General features: G+C 70.6%; 17 protein-coding genes. 6 read left to right on the top strand and 11 right to left on the bottom strand.

Features of this window, described 5'->3' with window-relative positions:
* Window positions 1–18: 18 nt before the first annotated feature.
* The 5 genes from ABD798_RS18620 to ABD798_RS18600 form a co-directional block, all read right to left on the bottom strand.
* Window positions 19–834 carry an alpha/beta fold hydrolase gene (locus tag ABD798_RS18620; RefSeq protein WP_344876464.1) on the bottom strand — a complete coding sequence of 272 codons (816 nt, stop codon included), beginning with the start codon at window positions 832–834 and terminating at the stop codon, window positions 19–21.
* A 10-nt stretch (window positions 835–844) separates the two neighbouring features.
* Complete coding sequence (locus ABD798_RS18615; protein WP_344876462.1) at window positions 845–2,137, bottom strand: DJ-1/PfpI family protein; 1,293 nt, start codon at window positions 2,135–2,137, stop codon at window positions 845–847.
* A 9-nt stretch (window positions 2,138–2,146) separates the two neighbouring features.
* On the bottom strand, window positions 2,147–2,536 hold the full coding sequence (locus tag ABD798_RS18610) for a hypothetical protein (protein ID WP_344876460.1): 390 nt from the start codon (window positions 2,534–2,536) through the stop codon (window positions 2,147–2,149).
* Window positions 2,537–2,646: 110 nt separating this feature from the next.
* On the bottom strand, window positions 2,647–3,300 hold the full coding sequence (locus ABD798_RS18605) for a response regulator (protein ID WP_344876458.1): 654 nt from the start codon (window positions 3,298–3,300) through the stop codon (window positions 2,647–2,649).
* Window positions 3,297–4,388 carry a sensor histidine kinase gene (locus ABD798_RS18600; RefSeq protein WP_344876456.1) on the bottom strand — a complete coding sequence of 364 codons (1,092 nt, stop codon included), beginning with the start codon at window positions 4,386–4,388 and terminating at the stop codon, window positions 3,297–3,299. The genes ABD798_RS18605 and ABD798_RS18600 overlap by 4 nt, the downstream gene beginning before the upstream one ends.
* 168 nt (window positions 4,389–4,556) lie before the next feature.
* Between ABD798_RS18600 and ABD798_RS18595 the strand changes: the two genes are divergently transcribed.
* Complete coding sequence (locus tag ABD798_RS18595; RefSeq protein WP_344876454.1) at window positions 4,557–4,931, top strand: hypothetical protein; 375 nt, start codon at window positions 4,557–4,559, stop codon at window positions 4,929–4,931.
* 80 nt (window positions 4,932–5,011) lie between these two features.
* Here the strand turns inward: ABD798_RS18595 and ABD798_RS18590 are convergent, their stop codons facing one another.
* Window positions 5,012–5,830, bottom strand: coding sequence for a 50S ribosomal protein L11 methyltransferase (locus ABD798_RS18590; RefSeq protein ID WP_344876452.1), 819 nt, complete (start codon window positions 5,828–5,830; stop codon window positions 5,012–5,014).
* Between the two features lie 242 nt (window positions 5,831–6,072).
* On the opposite strand from ABD798_RS18590, the gene ABD798_RS18585 reads away from it, so the two are divergent.
* Window positions 6,073–6,390 carry a DUF6355 family natural product biosynthesis protein gene (locus ABD798_RS18585; protein ID WP_344876450.1) on the top strand — a complete coding sequence of 106 codons (318 nt, stop codon included), beginning with the start codon at window positions 6,073–6,075 and terminating at the stop codon, window positions 6,388–6,390.
* A gap of 108 nt (window positions 6,391–6,498) precedes the next feature.
* A complete protein-coding gene (locus ABD798_RS18580) occupies window positions 6,499–7,254 on the top strand; it encodes a ZIP family metal transporter (RefSeq protein ID WP_344876448.1) in 756 nt (251 codons plus the stop codon).
* 21 nt (window positions 7,255–7,275) lie between these two features.
* On the opposite strand, the gene ABD798_RS18575 is transcribed toward ABD798_RS18580, so the two are convergent.
* Window positions 7,276–7,896 carry a hypothetical protein gene (locus ABD798_RS18575; protein ID WP_344876446.1) on the bottom strand — a complete coding sequence of 207 codons (621 nt, stop codon included), beginning with the start codon at window positions 7,894–7,896 and terminating at the stop codon, window positions 7,276–7,278.
* 131 nt (window positions 7,897–8,027) lie between these two features.
* Here ABD798_RS18575 and ABD798_RS18570 point away from each other — a divergent pair, with 131 nt between their 5' ends.
* The gene (locus ABD798_RS18570) at window positions 8,028–9,329 is read left to right on the top strand and encodes a cytochrome P450 (protein ID WP_344876444.1); all 1,302 of its coding nucleotides are present in this window, start codon (window positions 8,028–8,030) and stop codon (window positions 9,327–9,329) included.
* Window positions 9,330–9,351: 22 nt separating this feature from the next.
* On the opposite strand, the gene ABD798_RS18565 is transcribed toward ABD798_RS18570, so the two are convergent.
* On the bottom strand, window positions 9,352–9,825 hold the full coding sequence (locus ABD798_RS18565) for a cupin domain-containing protein (RefSeq protein ID WP_344876442.1): 474 nt from the start codon (window positions 9,823–9,825) through the stop codon (window positions 9,352–9,354).
* A 116-nt stretch (window positions 9,826–9,941) separates the two neighbouring features.
* Between ABD798_RS18565 and ABD798_RS18560 the strand changes: the two genes are divergently transcribed.
* A complete protein-coding gene (locus ABD798_RS18560) occupies window positions 9,942–10,826 on the top strand; it encodes a LysR family transcriptional regulator (protein WP_344876441.1) in 885 nt (294 codons plus the stop codon).
* On the opposite strand, the gene ABD798_RS18555 is transcribed toward ABD798_RS18560, so the two are convergent.
* The 3 genes from ABD798_RS18555 to ABD798_RS18545 all read right to left on the bottom strand — a co-directional run bounded on the left by ABD798_RS18555 (window position 10,795) and on the right by ABD798_RS18545 (window position 13,239).
* Window positions 10,795–11,631 carry an SGNH/GDSL hydrolase family protein gene (locus tag ABD798_RS18555; protein ID WP_344876439.1) on the bottom strand — a complete coding sequence of 279 codons (837 nt, stop codon included), beginning with the start codon at window positions 11,629–11,631 and terminating at the stop codon, window positions 10,795–10,797. The genes ABD798_RS18560 and ABD798_RS18555 overlap by 32 nt on opposite strands.
* Window positions 11,632–11,696: 65 nt before the next feature.
* Window positions 11,697–11,933 (bottom strand): ATP synthase F0 subunit C, encoded by a 237-nt coding sequence (gene atpE, locus ABD798_RS18550; protein ID WP_344876437.1) that lies wholly within the window; start codon window positions 11,931–11,933, stop codon window positions 11,697–11,699.
* 61 nt (window positions 11,934–11,994) lie between these two features.
* Window positions 11,995–13,239: a glycosyltransferase gene (locus ABD798_RS18545; RefSeq protein WP_344876435.1), complete on the bottom strand. Its 1,245-nt coding sequence runs from the start codon at window positions 13,237–13,239 to the stop codon at window positions 11,995–11,997.
* A gap of 109 nt (window positions 13,240–13,348) precedes the next feature.
* Between ABD798_RS18545 and ABD798_RS18540 the strand changes: the two genes are divergently transcribed.
* A complete protein-coding gene (locus tag ABD798_RS18540) occupies window positions 13,349–15,289 on the top strand; it encodes an endonuclease/exonuclease/phosphatase family protein (RefSeq protein WP_344876433.1) in 1,941 nt (646 codons plus the stop codon).
* Window positions 15,290–15,312 lie beyond the last annotated feature (23 nt).

The raw sequence follows: 15,312 nt of genomic DNA, 5'->3' as shown, positions 1-15,312 counted from the left end.
TCCACCGGCGGAGGGAGGTCAGTGGGAGTGGGGGGTGAGCCAGGCGGTTGCGGCGGAGCAGGCGTTGAGCACCGAGACGTGGCCGTCGTCAGGGCGCCTCCACAGCTCCGCCCTGGAGAGTGTACGGATGAGGAGGTCGGCGTGCAGGGGTGGGACCACGCGGTCGTCGGAGCCTTGGACGATGAGGACCGGTGCTGCCACTGCTGCGAGGTCGAAGCCCCACGGCTCGACGAAGGCCACGTCGTCGTCGACCAGGCCGTCGGAGTTCGACTGGCCGGCGTCCTCGCCCAGTGCCTTCCAGTCGCCCGACAAGGCCGCCCAGTCGGACTTGGTGAAGACGTTCGGGTCGAACTCCTCGACCTCTGCGAAGGCGGCTCGCGCGGCACGGCCCTTGAGCGCGTGACGCAGTCCCTCGGGGGACGCCATCCCGGAGAACCACGCTTCCTCGCCGTTGTAAGGAGCCAAGCTCGCCAGGCACGCCACGCCCGTCACGCGCGACGGCAGCACGGCGGCGCAGGCGAGTGCGTGCGGTCCTCCGCCGGAGTACCCCATCGTGGCGAAACGCTCGATGCCCAGTGCGTCGGCGATCCGCTCCACATCGGTTGCTGCGGAAACAACCGTGCGCCCGGGTTGCGGGGTCGACACGTCGTAGCTCGGGCGCGCGTAGGACACCATGCGCACGCCGTGCTCTGCGGCGATCTCGGTCAGGGGAGAGAAGAGGGCGCCGGTGTGCGGAGAGCCGGGGTGCCACAAGACAACCGGGCCCTCGCCGCCGGTGTCGTGCGTCCGGATGATGCGACCGTCGCCCACTTCGATGTCTCGCTGCGTGATCACGTGACCCACCTTAAGGGCGACGCAGGCGACGGATGCCGAACAGGACGCCCACGCTGAGCAGGAGGAGCACAAAGGGGAGCAGCGTCGGCACCCAAGGCCAGGCCGAGCCTTCGAGCACGAGGCCCGCCATGGGCAGTTCGAGCGTCTTCGCCGTCCACCGCGCGGTGGCGACATCGGTGGTCCGCGCGAGGTCGCGCAGCGCCCCGTCGAAGGGGAAACCGTTGCCGTCGTGCACATACACGGGCGCGGGGCCACTCGGAGCGACTACGCCGCGAGCCGGGCCGGGCACGATCAGGCGGTCGAGCCCCGAAGCCGCGCTGGCGTGGTCGGCGCGGGGCAGGAACACCATCCCGTGCTTCGAGCGCACTGCGTTCCCGTTGGAACTCAATGCCATCGTGCGCGTCGCCAGCCCGTGGCTGTGCCCGTCGAACACGGAAGCCAGCTCGGTCTCGCCGACGCCATCGGTGAGCATCACGCCGACGGTCGCGGGATTCCACCGGTAGCCGCCGTTGAAGATCGCCACGCTGTCTGGGAACGCGAGGCCGGTGGCCACGGGCGGACTGTTCCGGAAGTGCCGCCACCCGATCGCGGCCGCCGCGCTGTCGGCGACAGCGGCACCGAACTGGCGCTCCACGATGTGCAGCGTCCCGTCGATACCGGAGAGGATTCCGGCCGTGCTGATGATGTTGCCGTCATCCACGTAGCGCTCGTTGTGCACCCACTTCACGTTCGGGTAGCGCGATTCGAACTTGCCCAGCCGCAGCCAGTGCGCGGTGGCGGGCCGTCCGTCCAGCAGCCCGGCGGAAGCGAGCAGGCCCGCGCCGTTGCAGACGCTGACCAGCTGAGTCCTTCGCGCGGCCTGCACGCGCAGCCAGTCGGTGATGGGGGCGGTCGTGGGCTCACCGACGTCCGGGACGGCGGGCACGACGATCAGATCGGGAGTGCGCGCGACGGGGTCGTCAAGGGTGACGTCGGGGATCAGGTCGAGGCCGCCGGTCAACGGAACCGGCTCGCGCCTCGGCGCCGCGGTGTAGACGTTGTAGCGGCCCGTCGCGGCGAGGATCTCGTACGGTGCGAGCACATCGGACGCGGCGGCGCCGAGGTTGCCCACGACCACGACAGCGGTCGGCTTGGCCGGATCGTGCGGTTTCGTTGCGGCAGCGGGAACCGGACGAGCCGGGCCGGCGGTGTAGAGCGCGCCGAACGCGGAGGAGACGGAGACGGCGGCCGACACGCCGGGCACGAGCAAGACGGCGATCAGGGCGGCGAGCGCGAGGCCCGCGCGGCGGAGGAAGGTGCGCACGATGACCCCTCAGTGCCAGTAGTCGCCGCGGCGCCACACCATGGCGACCAGCATCAGCGGGAACATGACGACGTGGCCGATGATCATCAGCGCGGAGCCGGAGAGCAGGCCCAGCCAGTACGGCGCCAGCATGATCACGAACGGCACGTACATGACGGCGGACATCTCCAGCGTCCGCGGCCAGGAATGACCGCGCACACGCATCCACAGCGCCATCGCCACGGTCATGTCGGTGGCCATGATGATCGCGTTCGCGTCCGGGCGGGCCGTCCACGCGTCGGGCCAGACCGGGGCTAGCGCGATCATGCCGATGATCATCGCGGCGATCATCTCGACGTAGTGCCCCACGAAGCGGGCGAGCTTCGCCCTGCTCGTGCGGGTGGTCTCGGTGGTGGTCATCTCGGCCTCCGGTGCGGCGGTTGCTGGTGACGGCAAGAGTCGCCGTCAGCGGCCGATCCGACCTGTGCCGGAGGTCATGTGCTGGGGTCATGCCGTGGCATGACCAGCGGTCACAGCAGGTTGAGCGCGCGGGCGCGCAGCGCTGCCTGGGTGCGGTCGCGCGCGCCGAGCTTGGACAGCACGTTGGTCACGTGGTTCTTCACCGTGCCCTCCGCGAGGTAGAGCGCGGTGGCGATCTCCCGGTTGCTCTGACCGTTCGCGAGCAGCCGCAGCACCTCCAGCTCGCGCGCCGACAGCGGCACCACCAGCGGTTGCGGGCGCGGCTCGGGGGAGTCGGAGAGCTGCGCGAAACGGGCCACGACCTTGGCCGCGATCGACGGCTGCAACACGGATTCGCCTCGCGCGGCCGCCTGGACCGCTTCGACCAGGCGCGCCGACGAGACGTCCTTGAGCAGGTAGCCGAGCGCCCCGGCGCGCAGCGCGGCGAACACGTCCTCGTCGTCGTCGAAGGTCGTCAGGGCGATGACCTGGACGCCCGGGTGCTCGACGCGGAGCCTGCGGGTGGCCGCGACGCCGTCGAGCACGGGCATGCGCAGGTCCATCAGCACCACGTCGGGCTCCAGCTCGGCGACCCGGCGCAGCGCCTCGTCGCCGTTGCCCGCCTCGCCGACGACCTCGATGCCCTCCTGCGTGGCCAGCAGCGTCGCCAGCGCCTCGCGGAACAGCGCTTGGTCGTCGACGAGCAGCACGCGCACCGGACTCATCCAGGAACCTCCATGCTCAGCGTGCTGCCCCGCCCCGGCTCGGAACGGAGGTCCAAGCGGCCGCCGAGGTGCACCGCCCGCTCGCGCAGCCCCAGCAGGCCGAAGCCGGGCGAACCGTCGCCGGACGCGCCAGTGCCGTCATCGCGAACCTCAAGGCGCACAACGGCTTCCGCGTACTCCAGCACAACGTCGGCTGACTCGGCGCCAGCGTGCTTGCGGATGTTCGTCAGCCCCTCTTGGGCGGCCCGGAACAGCGCCTCCCGTGCCTCCGCGCCCAGTTCTCGTGCGGTGCCGGACACGGTCAGCTCGGTCGGCACTCCGGTCGCGGCGTTCTCCTCGGCCAGCGCACGCAGGGCTTCCGGCAGCGGCGGCATCGAGCGCGGTTCGCGCAGCGTGCTCACCGAGCGCCGCACTTCGCCCAACGCCGACTCCGCCTGGTCCTGAGCTTTGGCCAGCACGTCATCGGCCTTGTCGGAGTCGGTCGGCAGCACCGCGCGCGCGGCCTTGACCTGCATCTGGATCACCGTCAGCGAATGCCCGAGGCCGTCGTGGATGTCGCGCGCGACGCGGTTGCGTTCCTGAGCCGTCGCGAGCCGCTCCGCCTGAGCCGCGTAGTCGCGCAACCGCTTGTGCGCCTCGGCCAGCTCCGCGCGAGCCCGTTGCTCCCGCAGCAGCAAGGTGGTGATGACGGCCGCGAACAGCACCGACGCCAGCAGGCCGAATCCCTCGCGCAAGGCTTCCGCCCACGGCATTCCCACGTGCGCGAAGGGAATTCCCGCGACGAGCAGCGCCGTTCCCGGGACGGGGAGCAGCAGGACGCTCTGGCTCACCAGCACCACGAAGAACAACGTGGAGCCCACGCTGGGGTCGAACGAGAAAACGGCGAACGCCAACGGCAGCGACACGAGCACGTACGCGATCGACCACGCGAGCTGGCCCTTGCGCCGCACCCATGCGAAGCCGAACGTGGCCAGGACGGTGAACAAAGCGCCGAGCGGCACCGCTTCGAGCGCTTCCCCGGACGCGAGCGCGCCAATGGCAAGCGTGAAGTACGCGCCGCAGGTCAGCACCGCGAGGGCCCGGTTCATGCGCGTCACTGTGCGCGGTGCTTCGGCCCTGGTCAACTCACCCGACGTCCAAGAACGCGAGCGGCGTGGTGAAAACCAGCTGCCCCAACGCTTCTCCGGTGTCCACCAACAGCGCCGCCTCCAACAGTCCGACCTGGCCGGGTGGCTGTGCGACTACGATCGGGCGTCGTGACGACCCCGCGCATTCGCGCCACCGACGCCAGCCGAACCGTGGACGACCCCACCGACGAGCAGCTGCACGACCTGCTCGCCGATATGACGCTGTCGGCGAACTTCGTTGTCGTGGAACGGCTTTCCGGAGCTTCGCAGCACTACATCCAGGTGGCGCTGGACGGCGAACCGGGCTTCGGCAGCTACCAGGTCGAGCACCGTGAAGGCGGCCCGTCCGCGCACTTCCAGGCGCTGGTGCCGCGCGACTCCGAGTGGGGGAGCGTCTTCGACCGGGGGTTCGAACAGGTCGTGCGCGTGGTCCGGGACTGGGTGGCGGAGCGCCCCGGCTGGCGCACCGCCCTCCCGTGGGCGCCCCTCGACCTCGACTCCTAGCCCTGGTCGGGTAAGTCGTCAGGTTCGCCGGTCTTCAAGACCACCCAACCCCGGCGGCGCTGCCAGCGTCCCGCTCGGGCTCAGGCCGGGCGGCGGAAAGCCAGTACGTGCACGGAGAACCGGTCGCCGTCGAACTCCGCGCGCCCGGCGTCGCGGAGTTCGGCCAAGCGGTGGAACAGGGCGGCGCGGTGGGCGGCGTAAGCGAGGACGGGGATGTCCATCTCGCACACCTCCACCGTGCGGCACTCGTAGCCGCGTGCGAGCAGGCGCCTGGTCGTCAGGCCGACGTCGGCGAGCGAGGAGTGCGCGATGACGAGCTGCCCGCCCGGGAGCACCAGGTCGTCGGCGCGTTCGACGATCGTGTCGTAGAGCGCGCGGCCGTCGGGGCCTGCGATGAGGGCTGCCTCCAAGCCGTTGTCGGAGGCGTAACGCGGGTCGTACGGGAGGTGCGGCGGGTTGGTGAGCACCACGTCGAAGCCGGTCGGTGGCTCGTAGGCGCGCAGGTCGGCCGTGACCCCGGTGACGGCTGACTCGGCGAAGCCGTTGCGCGCCACGTTGGTCCGCGTGACCTCGATCGAGGCGGCGTTGATGTCCAGCGCGGTCACCCGCGCGGCACCGGCGGCGAGCGCGGCGACGGTGTAGATGCCGGAGCCGCAGCCGATGTCGAGCACGTTGAGCCCGGCCAGCTCGACGTCCTCGGCCTCGGCGACGGCGGCGAGCAGGCTCAGCCCGCAGTCGGTGGGGAACAGGACCTCGTCGGGGTCGGGCACCTCGATCCGCAGGCGCCGTCCCCGGAAGTCGAGCACGCCTGATTCCGGGCGAGATGTCCACAGCGATCCTGCTCTGCCCTCGGGCAGAACTCGGCGCCTGACCCTGGTCCGCGTGCTCTCGACCGTCATTGAAGCATCCACCCCTCGTCGCATTCGCATTCACATTCATGTTGTGCTGCAACGGAAATCGGCGTCAGGCTAGCCGGAGCGCGAACGTTTGGCCTCCGAAAGAGGAACTTTGCCTCGTCCTGAAGTTCCACCTTTGACCCCTACGCGGACATTCCCGGCCGTTGTTCGATGAGCGCCGTACCGAGGAGCCACTGGTCCACCTCGGTGCGATGTCAGGGATGTTCGACGAAAGCTGGGCAACAATGCGCAAGAGCATGACCGCGCTCGCGGGAACGGTGGCCGCTGTCGCGGCGACGATGGGGATGATGGCGGGTCCGGCGACGGCCGCCCCCGCCACCGTGCAGAGCGAGGCCGCCGCGAGCGAGAAGTGCGGCTGGTACACCGACTGGATGACCAACGCGTTCTACAACCACTGCGGCAACACCAATGTCGTCATCTGGGTGGACCGCACCAACATCGGCGGCTTTCAGGACTTCGAGAAGTGCGTGAAGCCGGGCATCACGCGGCTCGGTCACTGGCCGGACATGCTGAACGCCTGGTACATCGGGCGCACCTGCTGATCCTCTGGGATCGGAGTGAAAGCGCGGCCTTCCCCCGGCCGCGCTTTCACTGTTCTGCCGCGTCCGCCCGCGTGGGGTATGAGTGGTGCGACAGCGGAGGAGGCGGCGATGGAAGCGGTGCTCGCGGCGGGTGGTTGGGGGTTGCTGGCGGGGTCGGCGCTGCTGGTCGGAGCGCTGGTCGGCTACCTGGTCCGAGTTCCCGTCGGCGTCGTCGCCGGGGTGATGGCCTTCGGCAGCGGAGTGCTGCTCTCGGCGGTCTCCTTCGAGCTGATCGCCGAAGCTCACCGCAGCGCGGGCCTGCTGCCGACGGCGCTGGGCGCGGTCACCGGCGCGGTGCTCTACACCGGCGCGAACGTCCTGCTCGCTCGGCGCGGCGCGCGACACCGCAAGCGCTCCGGCTCGCAACAGCCCTCCGAAGCCGAGCAGTCCGGCTCCGGCACCGCGCTCGCGCTGGGCGCGCTGCTCGACGGCATCCCGGAGTCCGTCGTCATCGGCGCCAGCCTCCTCGGCGGCGGCACGGTCAGCGCGGTCACCGTGGTGGCGGTGTTCATCAGCAACGTGCCCGAAGGGCTCTCCAGCGCGTCAGGCATGCGCAGGGCCGGGCGCAGTCGCGGTTACGTCTTCGGGCTCTGGACCGCGATCACGCTGGCCAGCGGGGGAGCCGCGATGCTCGGCTACGGCGTGCTCGGCGCGGCCCCTGCGGCGGTGCTGGCCACGATCACCGCGCTCGCCGGGGGCGCGATCCTGACGATGATCGCCGACACCATGATCCCCGAGGCGTTCGAGTCAGCCCGGCTGTGGACCGGACTGATCACCGTCGCCGGTTTCCTCACCGCGTTCGCGCTGACCCAGTTCGAGGGCTGAGTCCTTGACAGCCTCAAACCCCTAGCTGGGGCGGCGGCCGAAGAGAGCGCTGCCGATGTGCTGGCGCAGGCGTCGCCCGGCCAAGCGCACGGGCGTGATCACCGTGTCGCGAACCCACCGCGCGGGCGCGACGACCACCACGCGCAGCACAGCGCGGGTGCCGCGCCACAGCGGTGAGAACACGAAGCGGTGGAAGAACCGCCACAGGGGAAGCGCGACGCGCTCGTAAGCCCATGCGCACGCGGCACCGAAGAGCCGTCCGGCGGGCGCGAGCGCGAAGCGCCACAGCCAGCTCAGCGGAACGACCACGAGGTACTTCGCCAGCCACGCCACCGGCGTGATGATCACGATCGCGAGGACCTGGCGCAGAACGCGGCCGATGGGCAGCGCCACCACGCGCAGAGCTCGGGCGAGCACGTCCCACACCGCTCGCAGGAACACGCCGATCGGCCGCAGCACGTAGCGGCCGAGCGGGGCGAACAGCCAGCGCCCCAGGAACTCGGCCGGGCGGACGATCAGCACCCGCCCGGCGGCCTTGAGGAGCTCCCAGAGGAAAGTCAGCGGCACGACGATCACCACGGAGATAACGCGGGCGACCCACACCGCCCACGCGGGCATCTGCGGGTCCTTCTCGACGGTCATGTCACTTCAACGCAGCACGAGGCCGATCGGCTCCGCCCGAGATCGAATTGCCGCCGATACAGGTGAAGTCCTAACAGGACGCGGTCGACTGACCTGGTGCCGGGCTCGGCAGTGCGACAAGGCTCGGCCCCATGACCAGCAGCATGGTGCGCTACTCGTTCGGCAGGGCTCCCGGAGCGGTGCCTGGGCTGGGGCAAGTGCTGTCGCTCGCGCGTGGACCGTTGACGTTCCTCGCGTCCTCTCGGGCCCACGGCGACGTGGTGGAGCTGCGCATCGGCCCGAAGCGCGCTTTCCTCGTCTGTCACAGGGATGTCGCGTGGGAGGTGCTGCGCGACCCCCAGGTCTTCGACAAGGGCGGCTTCTTCTACGACAAGGCGCGCCAGGTCTTCGGCGACGGGCTGCCGACCTGCGTCTGGGCGGATCACCAACGGCAGCGTTCCTTGGTGCAGCCCGGTTTCCACCGGAGTCGGCTGCCCGCCTACATCGACGTGGTGCGCGAGGAGATCGACGCCCTGACCGCGTCGTGGCGGCCCGGACAGCTCGTCGAGCCCAAGCCGCTGCTGGACTCCCTGTTCGCGCGAGTCACCGCGCGCTTCCTGTTCTCCGCCGATCTGGGCGAGCCCGCCGTGGCCGAGATCCAGCGGTCGCTGCCGATCCTGCTCCAAGGGGTCTTCCACCGCATGCTCGATCCGACAGGGCTCTGGAAAACGGTTCCCACCCGGGGAAATCGCCGGTTCACCGAGGCGAGGCAGCGGATGCGCTCGGCGATCGACGAGGTGATCGGCTCCTACCGGGCCTCCGGCGCCGACCACGGCGACGTGGTGTCCACCCTGCTCGCCGCCGACCTGGCCGATGCGGAGCTGCACGACCAGATCTTGGCTCTGCTGACCGGAGGAACGGAGACCACGGCCTCGGTCGTGGCGTGGTCGCTGTACCTGCTCGGCACGCATCCCGAGGCGGAGGCCCGCGTGCACGCCGAGGTCGACCGGCTCCCCGGCGAGCGACTGGACTACCTGCGGCGCGTGGTCACCGAGGCGCTGCGCCTCTACCCGCCGGGCTGGATCCTCACCCGCACGACCTCAACGGACACCTCGCTGGGCGGCCACCCGGTCCGCGCCGGCAGCACGATCGTGCTCAGTCCCTACGTGCTGCACCGCGATCCGGCAGTCTTCGCCGAGCCGGACCGCTTCGACCCCGACCGCTGGCTCCCGGACCGGAGCACCGGCGAGCACCGCAAGGCGTTCCTGCCCTTCGGCGCCGCCGCGCGCAAGTGCGTCGCGGACGTCCTCAGCGTCACCGAGGCCGTCGCCGCCCTCGCCGCGATCACCGCGAACTGGCGGCTGCGCCCGGCCCCCGGCTCCCGCCCCCGCGTCGTGACCGGCACTGCTCTCTCCCCTGGCGGCCTCTCCATGATCACCGCACGACGCACCTGACGCGAGGGCTGCTCTGAGATTCCTAGGCGGCGTCGGCGCGGGCCTGGCGCCACAGTGGACTGTCGACGTAGTGGTTGTCGTACTGCTGCGAGGACGCGGCGATCTCCTTGGGGTCGGCCTCGCCGCGCGCGACGCGGTCGAGCAGCCGGTAGTAGTCGAAGCGGTCCATGCCGGGCGTGAACACCACGAGCACGTCGGCGTCGGAGTCCTTCTGCGGGCCGAAGGCGTGCGGCACGCGGGGTGGCACGGCGAGGAAGTCGCCCTTCTCCAAGCTGTGCAGCTCGTCGTTCACGAGCACCTGGAGCGTGCCGTCGAGCACGAAGAACAGCTCGGTGGCACGCGTGTGGAAGTGCGCCGGAGTGCCGAAGACGCCGCTGCGCAGGGTCGCGCGGTTGGTGGTGAACCCGGCGGAGTCGGCGAGCAGCGTGATGAGGCTGCCCGGCGCGTCGGAGACGACCTCGGCGCCGGCGGCGCGGACGAACGTGGGCTCGGACATGGGATTCTCCTTGAGGTTGCTGAGCGGAGGCGTTGCTGAGCGGGACAACACCACTCTCGCCAGCCTGAGCAGGGCGAACAACGCCGAAGTCGGTATCGATCGATAAGCTGGGAATTATGGAACGCAGGGATGTGGAGATCTTCCTGGCGCTCGCCGAGGAGCTGCACTTCGGCAGGACCGCGCTGCGGCTGCGGGTGTCCCAGGCCCGGGTGAGCCAGTCGATCAAGGCGATGGAGCGCCGCATCGGGGCGCCGCTGTTCGACCGCACGAGCCGCCGCGTCGCCTTGACGCCGATCGGTGCGCGGCTGGAGGACGACATCCGCCCGGCCTTCGAGCGGTTGCTCGCCGGGTTCGCGCGCGCGGTCGCGGCGGGGCGCGGCATGACCGGAACGCTGCGCCTGAGCTTCGAAGCACCCGCGCTGGCCGAGCTGATCTCCTTGCGGCTCAACGACTTTCGCGCACGTCACCCCGAATGCGCCGTGGAGATCCGCGAAGCGCCGTTCGAGGACCCGCTCGCCCCGCTGCGCCGAGGCGATGCCGACGTGGCGGTGGTGCTGCTGCCGGTCACCGACGACGGCATCACGACGGGGCCCGTGGTGCACACCGAGCCGATGGTGCTCGCCGTCGCGGCCGGGCACCCCTTCGCGCGCAAGGACTTCGTGACGCTGGAGGACCTCGGCCGAGACACCGTGCTGCGCGCGGCGCACCCTCCGCCCGACTACTGGCGCGAGCCGCCCGAGCCGTGGACGACGCCCTCCGGGAAGCCGATCACCCGAGGGCGGGCGTTCGGCACGTTCCAAGAGCTGCTGCTCGTCATCGGCGCTGGCGAAGGCATCTGTCCGCTCGCGGGACACGCGGAGCAGTACTTCGCCAGGCCGGGAATCGTCTTCGTGCCGTTCCGCGACGCGCCGGACGCGCAGTGGGGCCTCACGTGGCGCACAGCGGGTGAGACGAGCATGGTGCGTGCGTTCAGCTCGGAGATGCGGCAGCAGCGGCGGTGACGGCAGCGGCGAAGGCGGCCATGCCCTTGGCGTTGGGGTGCAACGGCGCCGCGATGTTCACCGGCACCAGGCCTTCGAGGTAGCGGTCCCACGGCGCCGCGCAGATGTCGTGCCCGACCGTTACCGCGGCGAAGTCGACGAAGTCCATGCCGCGCGACTTCGCCTGCTCCCGCGCGATGGAGCTGATCCTGTCCATGGTGTCCTGGAGGTAGTCGGCATCGCGCGCCCACACCGGCTGGATCGGATAGCAGCCACCGCGCCGAAGATAGGTTCCGTAGCCGGTGACCAGGACCTTCGCCTTCGGAGCACGGCGCCGGATCTCGTCGAGCGCCGTGCCGAGCGTGGGCGCCCACGCCTCGACCGAGGCCGCGATGGGGTCGGCCCCACCCGAGCGGAACCGGTCCGCGCAGGACGCCCCGAGGGGCTCCGGCAAAGCGTTGACGCAGGTCAGCGCCCGACTGAACAGGCCGGAGTCGTTCGCGCCGATCGTCAGCGTCACCAGCCCGGTCGAGCCGGAGAGCGCGTCGAGCTGCGCGGCCTTGGCGTTCTCCCCCTTGACGGTCAGATCGGGGGTGATCGCGCCGGAGCAGCTCACGTCGATCAGCTTGGCGCCCAAGGCCTTCGCCGCGACGGCCGGGTAGTTGTGGTCGGAGCGCTTGCAGGGCGCGTCGACCTGGGTCGGGATCCACGGCCCCGCCGCCGCGGAATCGCCCAGCGCCACGTACTCCAGCTCGTCAGCCGCCCGCGCGGGGACCGCCGTCGCCAGCACCAGCACGACCGTCCCGACCCATGTCCCGATCTTCACCCGGCCATCGTCGCCGGTCCGCGATCATCCGCGCTCCCGCGAACCGGCAAGACCACCGGTCCGGGTCAGGTGAACTTGATGCCGCCGAACATGATCCCCGCGACCAGGCCGAGCAGGCCGAGCGCCTCGGTGAAGGCGATGCCCAGGATCATCGTCGTGCGCAGCTGGCCCGACAGCTCCGGCTGCCTGGCCATCGCCTCCACCGTCTTGCCCGCGACGATGCCGACCCCGATGCCCGGCCCGATGGCGGCCAGGCCGTAGCCGATGCTGGCGACGTTGCCCATGACCTGCGCGAGGTTCATCCCGATCTCCCTTGTTCGACGTCTCCACTCCTGCTGACGCCGAACAAGGGAGGTCCGGTTCTCAGCCCAGCGCCTCGATCGCGGCGAGCACCTTCGGCGACCCGTCCTCCTCGCGCAGCCGCTCCGCCATCGCCTCGGTCCTTGTCCGGTACGACGGCACCGACAGCGCGAGCCGGATCGCGGAGGCCAGCCGCTCGGCGGTGAGCTTCTTGAACGGCACAGGCGCCGGGGACAGCCCACCGGCCGCCAGGCGTGCGGCCCAGAACGGCTGATCGCCCGCGACCGGCACCGGGACCGCTGGCACCCCGGAGCGCAGCGCCGCCGCTGTCGTGCCCGCCCCGCAGTGGTGCACGATGGCCGCCATCTGCGGGAACATCCAGTCGTGCGGGGTTGAGCCGATCGTGAGCACGTCATCGTCCTCTGCGGACAGACCCGCCCAGCCGGACTGGACCACCCCGCGCACACCTGCCGACCGCAGCGCGGTGCGCACCAGATCGCTCAGCCGCTCCGCGTCGCCCTGCGCGAGGCTGCCGAACCCGACGAAGACCGGCGGCGGCCCCGACTCCAGGAAATCGGTCAGGCGCTCCGGCGGCTCCCAACCCTCGGGGCGCGCGGTCCAGAAGTTGCCGACGACCTCAAGGCCGGGGCGCCAGTCGGCCGGGCGGGGCAGCAGCGACGGGCTGTAGCCGTGCAGCACGCGCCAGCCCGTGGCTTCCTGGTGGCGGAACATCTGCGGGACCGACATCGGCGGCAGGCCGAGCTTGCCGCGCGCGTCGGCGATCACCTTGGTGAAGAAGGTGAAGCCCGGCCCGACCAGGAACTTCCCGGCCAGCCGGTTGCCGAGCCCACCCAGGTCCGGGATGCCGATCGGCGGCGGGAACGCGGCCGTCGGGTGCAGGGGGACCAGGTAGGTGCCGATGCTGGGGATCTTCAGCGCCTGCGCGACGTGGTAGCCGCCGATCATCCCCATCTGCGAGAACAGCATCACGTCGGCGCCCGCGCGGGCCGCGTCGATGATGCCCTGGTTCATCTCGATCGTCAGCTCGGTGGTGAGCTTCAGCAGCCGGATCGAGCCGCGCACACCTCCGCCGCCGCGCTGCCAGCGCTGGGCGTCCTCGGCCTCCCCGCGCGAGTGCGGATCACCGGGCAGCGGTGCGAAACCCAGGCCCGCCTTGGTGATCAGCTCCTCGAAGGTGCCGTACGCGGCGATCGTGACGTCGTGACCGGCTTCGCGCAGCTGCGTACCGAGGCCGGTGAAGGGCGCGACATCGCCCATCGACCCGGCGGCGATGATCAGTGTTCGCATGCCCGCAGTATTCCCCCGAGCCCCTTGAGTCCCCCTTTCCTGGGACGTGCCGCGAGCGGGCGGCTAGATTGCCGGGGTGCGCGCAGGGACACTCGCAACAATCGTCGTCGTGATCGCCTCGGTCCTCGTGGGCTGCGAGGACGAGCTGCCACCACCACCGCAGCCCCAGTCCGCGCGCCCGACGGGCCCGGTCGCCTTCGCCTACGAGACCTCCAGCGCCGTCCGCATCGCCAGGGGCGAGTCCGAGGTGGCCGATCTGAAGCTCGGCTCGAACTCGTCCTCGGTGCTGTCGGCCGAGTGGGCGCCGGACGGCTCGCGCTTCGTCTACGCCACGAGCAAGAAGCTGGTCTCGGTGGACACCGTCAGCGGCGCCGCCGTCGAGGTGAACTGCACCTGCGACAAGCTCGGCATCTCCGGCGGGTCGGTGTACGTGCTGGAGTCCTACAGCGGCGCCGACCTGGCGATCTACGACCTCAAGACCTTGGTGCCCAAGGGCAAGCTGAAGCCCTTGCAGCCCAACGCCAAGGGCATGCTGACGGTCGCCGGGGCAGGGGACCGGCTGGTCACCTTCCAGATCACCGCCGACGGAGCCCGGCCCGAGACCGACGTGGTGGTCGTCGACCCCGCGACCGGAGCGGCGACGAAGGTCGGCAACAGCGGCGACGCAGGGCTGCCCCAGGACACCGCGTACACGCCGCGCGGCTGGGACGGCAGGCCGATGTTCGCCTACATCGCGATGAGCAGCAGCGGAGCCAGCAACGGCGTCGGGACCGTGGTGGTGATCGACCCGCTGAACCCCGCTCAGCAGCTCATCGGGGACAACTCGCACCTGCGCGCGAAGACCACCAACGCGGAGGCGAGCATCACCCAGGAGAACCTGTGGTGGGGCTGGGACGGCGCGCTCGGGGTGACCGCGCGCGTGTGGGCCTGCGGTCTCGCGTCCGGCTCGTGCACGGACTACACGCCGAACACGCAGTGGCGCTTCGACGCCAAGGGCTGGACCGCCGTGGACGAGCGCGGCCTGGTCTCGCTGCGCGCGCTCGGCGAAGGCAGCGTCGAACTGTCGGGCAGCAAGCAGAGCATCGGCGCCGACAAGCGGCTCACCCTGGTCAACGGCGATCACCGGAAGTCGTTGTCCTCCAGCGTGCGGAAGCTGTGGACGCCGCCGTCACCCCCGCCGCCGCCCGCGTCCGACGGGACCGTCACGGTGGTGAACCTCAACGCCGCCATGGGTTTCAAGATGGGCGCAGGCGAGGATCGCGGCACCAATGCCAAGGTCGAGGACCTGGAGAAGCTGGCCGACGACATCCTCCGGCAGGACGGCGACGTGGCGAACCTCCAGGAGATGGCCAAGCCCGCCGCGCAGGAGGTGGCGCGCATCCTCAAGCGCCGCACCGGCCGCGAGTGGCTGTTGAACTGGGCCGGCTCCAGCAAGGCCAGCTACTACCGGGGCGATCACGAGGGCGAACAACCCGTCTACAAGGACGTTTCCGCCGGCAACGCGCAGCTCGTGCAGATCGGTGACGGCGTCGTGTCGCAGCGCCCGCTCACCATCGACGACGTGCCGGACGCGGAGGGGCAGCAGGACCAGGGCATCATGCTGAAGTCCGGTGCGCGTTCCTTCCAGGGCACCGAGATCACCACCGAGCGGCACGGGATCGTCGACGTCTACAACGCCCACCTCGCACGCCCCAAGGACGCCTCCGACGAGAAGCGCACCGAGGACATCGCGTTCCTCCAGACCAGGACTGAGTCCCGCCGCAACCCCGTCATCCTGACCGGCGACTTCAACCTGGAGATGGGCGGAAAGGACGCGGAGGGCTCCCCGCTGACCGTCGTGGCGATGCGCTCGTTCATGGAGCGCTACGGCTACGCCGACATCGGCTGGAATCTCGGCGTGACCAGCAACGTCCAGTTCCCCGAGTACCTCGCCGGCCGCAAGCGGATCGACTTCATCCTGGTGCGCGGGGTCTCAACGCACCGCAGCGCGAAGTTCGACAGCCACCGCTCCGACCACTGGGGCTTGGTGACACGCGTCGGCCCGGCCTGACTTCAACGACTTTGCGGCCGTCG

The organism is Allokutzneria multivorans (assembly GCF_039537405.1).
Taxonomy (GTDB): domain Bacteria; phylum Actinomycetota; class Actinomycetes; order Mycobacteriales; family Pseudonocardiaceae; genus Allokutzneria; species Allokutzneria multivorans.
Note: the sequence above shows the minus strand (reverse complement) of the source record. Positions and strands in the feature narration are given on the sequence as shown.